A 292-nucleotide genomic window follows, 5' to 3' on the forward strand; every position below is an offset into this window, starting at 1 on the left:
TGGCCCAGGCTTCTCGGTTCTATCACTTTTGCGACGGTGTGCTGACGGCGATCAGCGATGCGTATGACAACCGATTGCGCATTTTCCGGGATCGATTGGGGCGTATTGAGCGACTGGATAACGGTGCGGGCCGTTCGCTTTTTTTGCGGTATGAATTCGACCGCATCGTGGCGGTGGACTACCAGGTTCATCGCGCCCAAGGCCATGAACCCTTCGTGTGGGTGACCGAGCAGAACGTCGTTTCCTACGCCTACGACGCCGCCGGACGACTGGTGTCGGCGACCAATGCCGT

Annotated in this window: 1 protein-coding gene; it reads left to right on the forward strand. The window is 58.9% G+C overall.

Annotated elements, in window-relative coordinates:
- A partial coding sequence (locus BFP96_RS31515) for a hypothetical protein (protein WP_256549205.1) occupies window positions 1-292 on the forward strand: 292 nt, incomplete at both ends.

It is taken from the genome of Pseudomonas sp. 34 E 7 (assembly GCF_900005715.1).
In the GTDB taxonomy this organism is placed as follows: Bacteria; Pseudomonadota; Gammaproteobacteria; order Pseudomonadales; family Pseudomonadaceae; genus Aquipseudomonas; species Aquipseudomonas orientalis_A.